A 9,904-nucleotide genomic window follows, 5' to 3' on the forward strand; every position below is an offset into this window, starting at 1 on the left:
ACGAGAATAACTTGAATCAGCAGAGAATGGTAAATCAATACCATGAGCTTTACAATAAGCAATTTCTGATTCCCGAGAATCCATGTTCCATTTAGGATCACGCCAAGCAGCAATAATTTTTAAATCAGGTGCTAAAGCTTTAATACCAAGTTCAAAACGAATTTGGTCATTACCTTTACCAGTAGCCCCATGACAAATTGCTGTTGCTCCTTCTTGACGAGCGACATCAACTAATACTTTAGCAATCAATGGTCTAGCAGTAGCTGTACCTAATAAGTATTTGTATTCAAATACGGCATCAGCTTGAACTGTAGGCATGATATAGTCTTTTACATATTCATCAACAACGTTTTTGATATAAAGTTTAGTTGCTCCACAAGCTTTTGCTCTTTCTTCAAGTCCGTCTAATTCTTCACCTTGACCAACGTCAATACAGCAGCAAATAACTTCATAATCATAATTTTCTTTTAGCCAGGGAATAATGGCAGTTGTGTCTAATCCCCCAGAATAAGCTAAAATAACTTTTTCTTTCATCTATATTTCCCCCTTAATAATCACTTTAAATTATTTTTATAATAAACTAAAGTTTTATAAAATGCAACGATTTATCGTAATAATAAGTATTTTATTATCGAATCATAACTGTTCATATTATCGTAATAATGGTAAAATAGAATTATTAAAAAAGCTTGGGGGTTTATATGAATAAAATAGAACTGAATTATAAAAAGATATTAGAAATTGTTTTGATTGCAGTTATTAGCTATTGGCTAATTAATCATTATCAATTAGTTTTTAATGTTTTTGGTTATATATTAAATGCTTTGATGCCGTTTATCATTGGCTGTATGATTGCGTTTGTGTTAAATGTGTTAATGATTCGAATCGAAAAACCATTATCGAAAATAATTACTAATCCTAAATTGAAAAGTGTTAAACGAGCACTTAGTATTTTAGGAGCTATTTTATTGGTGGTTGGAGTAGTAGCAGTGGTTATAACATTAATTATTCCTGAATTGTCTAATGCTATTAAAGTAATTATTAAATCATTGCCGGAAGTTTATGATAGTTTAGAAAGTTGGGCTAACGCTCATCAATCATCATTTCCAGAACTAGAGAACTGGTTAGATAGTATTGATATTAATAATATTGCCAATCAGTTAAGCAGTTTGGTTAAAAATGATATAAGAGAAATGTTAGGGACTACAGTTGATGCTATTTATATGTTTTTTAATAGTGTTGTTAACTTTATTTTAGGAATTGTTTTTGCAATGTATATTTTAATGTCTAAAGAAAACTTGAAGGCTCAAAGTAAACGTCTGATTGATGCTTATCTGCCTAAAAATATTGGTCAGGAAATATATGATATTGCCCGTCTTTCAAGAACAACATTTTCTAATTTTATTATTGGTCAAACGGTTGAAGCTTTTATTTTGGGATTGCTTTGTGCTTTTGGGATGATGATTTTACGTTTGCCTTATGCTCCTATGGTTGGTTCATTAGTAGGAATAACCGCTTTTATTCCTATTGTTGGTGCGTTTATTGGCGGTATCGTTGGTGCCTTTATGATCTTTACAGTTGATTACATGCAGGCATTTATTTTTGTTATATTCTTAATTGTCTTACAGCAGTTAGAAGGAGATCTTATTTATCCTCGTGTAGTTGGTTCTACCATTGGTTTACCATCGATTTGGGTTTTGTTTGCAATTACCGTTGGGGGAACTCTTTGGGGCGTAATTGGAATGTTATTGAGCGTACCAGTAGCGTCAGTTATTTATACTTTAATTAAAACGCATGTAAAAAAGCGAGAACAAAAGTTATTGAAAGTGCCTAAATAGGCGCTTTTTTTATTTAATATAAAGATTGTATTAAAATAAGACGGGAAATCTTTTTTTACTCATTGAACTGTACTATAATTTGCTTATAAATATTTTATTGATTGATTAACTCAATCACAGGAGGTAAAAATGTTAAAAATTGAACATTTATCAAAAAGATATGGTGAAAAAAAGGCAGTAGATGATTTATCACTGCATATTAAAGCAGGACAAATATATGGTTTTATTGGTCATAACGGGGCTGGTAAAACAACTACTTTAAAATCAATTGCGGGGATCTTACAGTTTGATCAAGGAGATATTTTAATTGATGGTAAATCAATTAAACAAGAACCGATTGCTTGTAAACAGATCATGGCTTATATTCCTGATAATCCTGATTTATATGAATATTTATCAGGGATCAAATATTTAAATTTTATTGGTGATATTTATGGAATTGATTTAACTAAACGGCAGGAAAGAATAAAAAAATATAGTGAGATGTTTGAAATTGCGGATTCTTTAAAAGATCCCATTAGTGCTTATTCTCATGGGATGAAACAAAAATTAGCGGTCATTTCGGCTTTGATCCATCAGCCTAAATTAATGATCATGGATGAACCGTTTGTTGGGTTAGATCCTAAGGCAACGCATTTATTAAAGGGGTTAATGAAAGAAATATGTGACCAAGGTGGAGCAATCTTTTTCTCTACTCATGTTTTAGAAGTAGCGGAGAAACTATGTGATCAAATTGCCATTATTAAAAAAGGTAAATTAATCGTAGCGGGAAATACTCAGGATGTTATCGGAGATGATTCATTAGAAGAAGTATTTTTAGAATTGGAGGATGACCATGCTTAAAACTTTAATAAAAGTTCGTTTTTTAGGACTTTTACAAAAAACGATTCGTTCAACTAAGCAAGAAAAGGTCAGCAAAGCAAAGATTATCTTGATGATATTTTTGCTTGCTTATCTAGGAGTGTTTATTCTTGGCGGTTGTGGTTATTTATTTAATTTAATTATTGAACCCTTTACGTTAAGTAGTTTTAAGTGGCTTTATTTTGCTTTAATGGCAATTATGATCGTATTTTTAGTTTTTGTCGGTAGTATTTTTATGGTCTGGCAAGAAATATATGGAGCTAAAGATAATGACTTATTATTAGCGATGCCAATTAAGCCACGGAATATTTTATTAAGCCGGGTTTTGATGATCTTGATTTTAGATTATCTTTATGAAGCCTTGATTGCACTTCCGGCAATTATTGTTTATTTTAGTTATCAGCCATTCGATCTTTTAAAATTAATTATTTTTATGATCGTCTTAATTACTTTACCAATGTTTGTACTAGCGATTTCTTGTGTTTTTGCCTGGTTATTAGCACTGGTATTAAAACGAATTAATAATAAAACATTTATAACTTTATTATTTTCATTGATCTTATTAGGAGCTTATTTTTATTTAGTTAATCAGTTACCAAATTATTTAATGAATTTAGTAGCTAATGGTGCCGCTTTAAGTGAAGCAATTGAAAAAGCATTATTTCCAATCTATCATTTATCATTAGCGATTAGTGATAATAATTTAATTAGTTTAGCGATGTATTTAATTATTGTCGTTGTTTTAGTTGTTGTAGTTATTTATTTATTATCAAAGAATTTCATTAACTTAACGACTACTAAAACCGGAAGTAAAAAAGGTAAACTAAAACAAACAGATATTAAAGCTAATAGCTTAAAAAAATCATTGTTGTTAAGAGAACTTCGTCATTTTACCTCTAATGCGATGGTTATGTTAAATGCCGGAATGGGATTATTATTTACTGTATTTTTAGCGGGAGTTTTATTAGTTAAAGGCAATGATCTAATGATGCTCTTTAATGGTATACCGTTAAGTTATCAGACATTATTAAATGAGTGGCTAGCCGGTGGCTTGTGTTTAGCGATTGCTACGACTAATTCATTTAATTTTATTAGTGCCAGTTTGATTTCTTTGGAAGGTAATAATTTATGGATCTTAAAGACATTACCGATTAAAACTAAAGATATTTTAGAAAGCAAGATATTATTACATTTACTATTATGTATACCAGCTGGGTTATTGGTATCGATCATTGCGATTATTATTTTTAAATTAGGAATTGGTGATAGTTTTTTAGTTATTACAGTACCAATTGTATTTGCAATATTTGAAGCAATATTAGGATTATTGATCAATCTTTGGAAACCTAAATTTGATTATGTCAATGAAACAGTAGTGGTAAAACAAAGTATGGCAGTAATAATTTCCATGCTAGCGATGTTTGCGTTAATTATTGTAGTTGTAGGTGGTTATATTGGTTTATTTTATCGTTATTTAGATGTAACAGCTTATACGTATGTTGTTTTAGTTGTTTTTGTGATCTTAGATATATTTAGTTATTATTTATTAAATAGCTGGGGCGTAAAACGTTTTGAAGAACTTTAAAAAATGTTTGACAAAATTTGATTACGTAATATAATATAATCAAACTCGACGACTAAAAGAGTAGTCTTAATGATTGATTTTTAGCGAGCTAACGCTGGTGAAAGGTTAGTAATCTAGTTAAGATAAAGCGCATTTACGAGAGGAAAGTGGGAAATAACAGTATCACTTTCGGGTTATCGCCCTTATCGATGAAAGAGATCATAAGGTCAACTTATGATAAATAGAGTGGTATCGCGGTTAATTTCGTCTCTTGTTATAAGAGGCGTTTTTTATTTATGAAAAAAGAAATGGAGGACTAGAAAGATGATTAGAGTAGGAATTGTTGGAGCAACTGGATATGGGGGATGTGAATTAGTACGCTTTTTATTAACACACCAGGAAGTGGAGATCAAATGGGTTTCATCAAGGACATATTCAAATCAAGAGTATAGTTCTGTATATTCTAGCTATTTTAACTTGATTGATCAAAAATGTATTGATGATAATATTGAAGCGTACTTAGATGATGTTGATGTTGTTTTTTTCGCAACACCGCAAGGCGTTTGTGCCAAAACTGTTAATGAAAATGTATTAAGTAAAGTAAAAGTAATTGATCTAAGTGCTGATTATCGAATCAAAGATGTTGATACTTATGAAAAATGGTATGGAATTAAACATGCTTCACCAAAGTTTATTGAAGAAGCAGTTTATGGTCTATGTGAAATAAATCGAGAAAAAATCAAAGAAACAAGATTACTAGCCAATCCAGGATGTTATCCGACTTGTTCAATTTTATCAATTTATCCATTAGCTAAAAATGGATTGATTGAAATGGACAGTTTGATCATTGATGCTAAAAGTGGTGTTAGCGGGGCGGGGCGTTCTGCCAAAGTAGCTAATTTATATTGTGAAGTTAATGAAAGTATTAAAGCTTATGGGGTGACAACGCATCGTCATACTCCAGAAATTGAAGAACAATTAGGATACGCAGCTAATGAAACAGTATTATTAAACTTTACCCCTCATTTAGTACCAATGAATCGAGGAATCTTAGTTACTGCTTATGCTAAATTAAAAGATGGGGTAAGTGAAGAAGATGTAAAAAAAGCATATCAATGCTATGATGATAAATATTTTGTAAGGGTCTTAAAACCAGGAATAGTACCTGAAGTAAGAAGTGTTAAAGGTAGTAATTTTGTTGATGTTAATTATCAAATTGATCAACGAACTAAGCGCATTATCATGATGGGTTCAATGGATAATTTAGTTAAAGGTGCTGCTGGTCAGGCAATTCAAAACATGAATATTATGTTTGGTCTTGATGAAAAAATGGGATTAACGTTAGCACCAGCAATTTTATAGGGGGAATAGAAAATGAAAATAATTGAAACGGGAACAGTGACTTCACCAAAAGGATATTTAGGTGCGGGAGAGCATATTGGAATCAAAAAAGAGAAAAAAGATTTTGCTTTAATTTATAGTACCGTAAAAGCCAAAACAGCGGGAACATTTACCCAAAATGTAGTTAAAGCAGCTCCAGTATTGTGGGATAAACAAATTGTTGAAAATTATGAAACAGCTAAGGTAATTGCTATTAATAGTGGTGTTGCTAATGCTTGTACAGGTAATCAAGGAGAAACAGCTAATCAAGAATTTGCTCAAGTAGTGGCTGATAGTTTTGGAATTAAAAAAGAAGAAGTCTTGATTTGTTCAACGGGCGTAATTGGTAAACAATTACCAATGGATGTAATTAAAGCCGGGGTCTTAAAAGTACAGCCATTAGTAAACGAAAATGGTGGTAATGATGTAGCTAATGCAATTTTAACGACTGATACTAAAGCTAAACATTTAGCGGTTGAAATTGAATTAGATGGTAAAGTAGTTACAATTGGGGCATGTTGTAAAGGTTCCGGAATGATTCATCCTAATATGGCAACGATGTTAGGTTTTATTACAACTGATTGTAATATTTCTAAAGAGTTATTAAATAAAGCATTAAAAGAAGTAATTGTGGATACTTTTAATATGATTTCTGTTGACCGCGATACTTCAACTAATGATACCGTTTTATTAATGGCTAATGGTTTAGCTGATAACAAAGAAATAGTAAGCGAAGATCAAGATTATCAAACATTTAAAGAGGCTTTATATTATGTAAATGAATTTTTAGCTAAAGCGATTGCTGGTGATGGTGAAGGGGCCACTAAATTATTAGAAGTAAAAGTAACTAATGCAAGCAGCATCAATCAGGCTAAAGTGATTGCTAAAAGTGTTTGTACTTCACCGTTAGTTAAAACTGCAATTTATGGAAATGATGCTAACTGGGGTCGTTTACTTTGTGCAATGGGCTATTCTGGGGAAACTTTTGATCCTTATAATGTGGATTTGTTTATTGAAAGTGATTTAGGAAAATTACAGTTAGTACATCAGGGCATGGCAACTGATTATAGTGAAGAAAAAGCAACCGAAATTCTATCAAGCAGTGAAGTAAAAGTATTAATTGATATTCATAATGGTGACTGTCAAGCAACTGCCTGGGGTTGTGATCTAACTTATGATTATGTAAAGATCAATGCTGATTATCGTTCATAGTAAAGGGGAAGATTATGGTACAAAGAACAGTTGAACAAAACAAAGCACAAGTATTAGTTGATGCTTTAAGTTATATTCAAAAGTTTAATGGAGATATTGTCGTAATTAAATATGGCGGAAGTGCGATGACTAATGAAATCATCAAACATAGTGTTTTAAAAGATATTGCCGTATTAAAATCAGTTGGGATTAAACCAGTAATTGTTCATGGCGGTGGTAATGATATTAATCGCTGGTTACAAAGAGTAGATATTAAAAGCCAGTTTAAAAATGGTCTTCGGGTAACCGACAAAGATACTCTAGAAGTAGCCGAAATGGTTTTATCAGGTAAAATCAACAAGGGATTAGTTCAGCACATGGAACGAATTGGAACACATGCTGTAGGATTATCTGGTAAAGATGGTAATTTAATTACCGTCAAAAAAGCAATGCCAAAGGGTGAAGATATTGGTTTTGTAGGTGAAATTATTGATGTTAATGTTGATTTAATTGAAACGTTATTAGAAAAAGACTATACACCAATTATTTCAACAATTGGATTAGATAAAAAATATAACGCTTTTAATATCAATGCTGATGATGTTGCAACTGCCATAGCCCGCAGTTTAAAAGCTAGTAAGTTAGTTTTCTTAACGGATATCGAAGGAGTTTTAAAAGATCCTAGTGATCCAAGTACTCGAATTTCGGTAATTGATACAAAATCCGCAAAAGAATTGTTTGATCAAGGAATAATTACTGGGGGAATGATTCCTAAATTAACTAACTGTTTAGAAGCAGTTCAGGAAGATGTTAAAAAAGTCCATATTCTTGATGGCCGTTTAGAACATAGTTTATTAATTGAAATCTTCACTACTAGTGGTGTAGGAACGGAAATTAAAAAATAAAATATGATCCTGCTAAAATATTTAGTGGGATTTTTTTGTTTAAAAAGATAACAAAAGAGCTATATCATTACAGCTCTTTTATCATTGTTGATTAAATTAATTGCAAGGTTGAATTTAAAATACTTAAAAGTATTACTACAAAAATATATAAAATGAAACTGGATAGATACAAATATTTTTTATAATTACCGTTTTCTTTCAAAGCTATAATTGTTTTATTGAAGAAATAGATAAATACTGCAAATAATAAACATAGAATCGGGTAAACCATACAAATCCTCCTTATTTTTATAATTTATTATAAGTTTTTGTTTAAGACGTAAATAAAGTAGTATATTTAAATAATAACATATTATATTTAAAGATTAATAGTGAGAATTGGTAAAATGTTATCGATAATAAAAAGAGCTATATTGTTTGATATAGTTCTTTTTCCTGCTATTTATAAAGATACAATATTAATTTGATTAGGGTATATTCATCGTGAACTTGGAAAAGTATTTTGGTTTTATTTTTTTACTAGTGTTATTTCGTTAATAATTAATGAAACCACATAAACTTATTATTACTATTATCATTTGTTTTATTGCAGGGACGATCATAACGATATCAAAATCTAATCTTCAGGTTTTAGCTATTCAAGTTGCATCAATCGATAACCTGGTAATTATTTGGAGTGTTGCTGTCGGGGGTGGGAATCTTTATGGTTATTTCAGTAATTAGAATTTTATTGAAAATAAGTTTACCTAAACTTTTGACATTTTTATATGTAGCGCTATTTATTTTATCTTTTTTACTCAAAATGATTTTATTGCTGTTGCTTTTGATTCGAGTGGGGATTATTACTGGTCTGGTGACCTCGACTTTCTTATTACCTTTAACGATTGGTGGACGTAATACCGTTGGTTGCTGTTAATTATGGATATAGTGATGATGTTATTGATTGTGCTTGTAGTGTTGGAACTAAAGATGGTACGATTATTAAAGGGCGACGAGTCTTGAAGATGCCTTGCATTTTTTAGGAGTTAATTTACAAGAGAAACAAGAATTTACGATGATCATTATTCCTCAAGAAAAGAAAGCTGAAGTAATGATGGCAATTAACGAAAAATGCGGGATTGAAACACCGGTTCATGGAATTGTCTTAACTATCCCAATTGAAGATTTAACGGGAATTGAAGAATAGGTTGTTCTTTTTTTATAATTAGATTAAATTTTAGGTAGTTTTCAATTTGTATGGATTTATGTAGTGTTATAAATAAACAAGGAAGTAAAAAATAAAGAAAATTATGGAAGAAGTTGGACTAACGTAAAGCGTTTTAGTACAATAATATTATGAAGTATCTTATAAAGAGAGTGTAGAAGCAAGGATTTTAATTCAAGCTTTTATACATATTATACGAGGATGTGATGATATGAAAATTACAATTGGTCAAGATATCATTGAGCTTCAACAGTCTGTCACATTGGAAAATATTGCTCAAACATATTTTCCCGATAAGAAAATTTATGCAGCGATTATTAATGGTAAGCTTTGTGAACTTAATCATCAAATCAATGATGATGTCTTGATCGAGTGGGTTGAGGCTAACAGCATGACCGGTAAGCAAATTTATGAACGTACTTTAACTTTTTTGTTTATTGTAGCAACAAAACAAATATTTCCAGAGGCTTTTATTCGTGTTGAATTTGCCTTTCAAGATGGTTTATACTGTACAATTAAAAAGAAAAATTCTCTAACCCTTCAAGATACCATTAAAATTAAACAGCGGATGGTAGAACTGGTCCAAGCTAAATGTGTTATTAGCCGACATCAGCTAGCTAAAGATAAAGCAATATCCTTTTTTGAACAAAATCATTTGGAAGATAAGGCTGACTTATTGCGTTATCGTCAAAAAGAAACGTGCAGTATTTATCAAATGGAAGGGATTTATAACTATTTTTATGGATTTATGTTACCGAATACGGCATATCTTAAACATATTTCTTTGCAATTTTTTGAACCTGGTGTACGTTTGGGACAAAAAGACGTTACTTTTCGATATTTTAAACTTTTTCAAGTCATGAAAGAATATGAAGAATGGGGAGAATTAATGGGGGTTCAAACGGTTGCTAAACTAAATGAAAAGATTGTTCATGGTCAAATCAAAGAACTAATGTTAATG

At 30.8% G+C, this 9,904-nt stretch carries 10 protein-coding genes, 1 pseudogene and 1 other annotated feature; of the genes and pseudogenes, 10 read left to right on the plus strand and 1 reads right to left on the minus strand.

The genetic code is table 11. The annotated features are described in order from the left end of the window. On the minus strand, positions 1-534 hold a 534-nt coding region (locus tag J7M77_RS02200; RefSeq protein ID WP_296875539.1), incomplete at its 3' end, for an argininosuccinate synthase domain-containing protein. A gap of 167 nt (positions 535-701) precedes the next feature. Here J7M77_RS02200 and J7M77_RS02205 point away from each other — a divergent pair. The 10 genes and pseudogenes from J7M77_RS02205 to J7M77_RS02250 form a co-directional block, all read left to right on the plus strand. After that, positions 702-1,838 carry an AI-2E family transporter gene (locus tag J7M77_RS02205; protein WP_296875540.1) on the plus strand — a complete coding sequence of 379 codons (1,137 nt, stop codon included), beginning with the start codon at positions 702-704 and terminating at the stop codon, positions 1,836-1,838. 129 nt (positions 1,839-1,967) lie between these two features. Next, positions 1,968-2,681 carry an ABC transporter ATP-binding protein gene (locus J7M77_RS02210; protein WP_296875541.1) on the plus strand — a complete coding sequence of 238 codons (714 nt, stop codon included), beginning with the start codon at positions 1,968-1,970 and terminating at the stop codon, positions 2,679-2,681. Further along, positions 2,674-4,284 (plus strand): hypothetical protein, encoded by a 1,611-nt coding sequence (locus J7M77_RS02215; RefSeq protein WP_296875542.1) that lies wholly within the window; start codon positions 2,674-2,676, stop codon positions 4,282-4,284. Before J7M77_RS02210 ends, J7M77_RS02215 begins: the two co-directional genes overlap by 8 nt. A gap of 39 nt (positions 4,285-4,323) precedes the next feature. Beyond that, positions 4,324-4,538, plus strand: a binding site (T-box leader). 49 nt (positions 4,539-4,587) lie between these two features. After that, entirely contained in the window at positions 4,588-5,625 is a 1,038-nt protein-coding gene (gene argC / locus J7M77_RS02220) for an N-acetyl-gamma-glutamyl-phosphate reductase (protein WP_296875543.1), read from the plus strand. 12 nt (positions 5,626-5,637) lie between these two features. Continuing rightward, entirely contained in the window at positions 5,638-6,855 is a 1,218-nt protein-coding gene (argJ, locus tag J7M77_RS02225; protein ID WP_296875544.1) for a bifunctional glutamate N-acetyltransferase/amino-acid acetyltransferase ArgJ, read from the plus strand. A gap of 14 nt (positions 6,856-6,869) precedes the next feature. Further along, complete coding sequence (argB, locus tag J7M77_RS02230; protein ID WP_296875545.1) at positions 6,870-7,739, plus strand: acetylglutamate kinase; 870 nt, start codon at positions 6,870-6,872, stop codon at positions 7,737-7,739. A gap of 543 nt (positions 7,740-8,282) precedes the next feature. Further along, complete coding sequence (locus tag J7M77_RS02235) at positions 8,283-8,462, plus strand: DUF1538 family protein (RefSeq protein WP_296875546.1); 180 nt, start codon at positions 8,283-8,285, stop codon at positions 8,460-8,462. Continuing rightward, positions 8,443-8,655, plus strand: a complete 213-nt coding sequence (locus J7M77_RS02240; RefSeq protein WP_296875547.1) for a DUF1538 family protein — start codon at positions 8,443-8,445, stop codon at positions 8,653-8,655. Before J7M77_RS02235 ends, J7M77_RS02240 begins: the two co-directional genes overlap by 20 nt. Before the next feature lie 93 nt (positions 8,656-8,748). Beyond that, on the plus strand, positions 8,749-8,925 hold the full coding sequence (locus J7M77_RS02245) for a hypothetical protein (RefSeq protein WP_296875548.1): 177 nt from the start codon (positions 8,749-8,751) through the stop codon (positions 8,923-8,925). A gap of 229 nt (positions 8,926-9,154) precedes the next feature. Continuing rightward, positions 9,155-9,904: pseudogene (locus J7M77_RS02250) on the plus strand (hypothetical protein); the annotation flags it as partial.

The organism is Thomasclavelia sp. (assembly GCF_017889095.1).
In the GTDB taxonomy this organism is placed as follows: Bacteria; Bacillota_I; Bacilli_A; order Erysipelotrichales; family Coprobacillaceae; genus Thomasclavelia.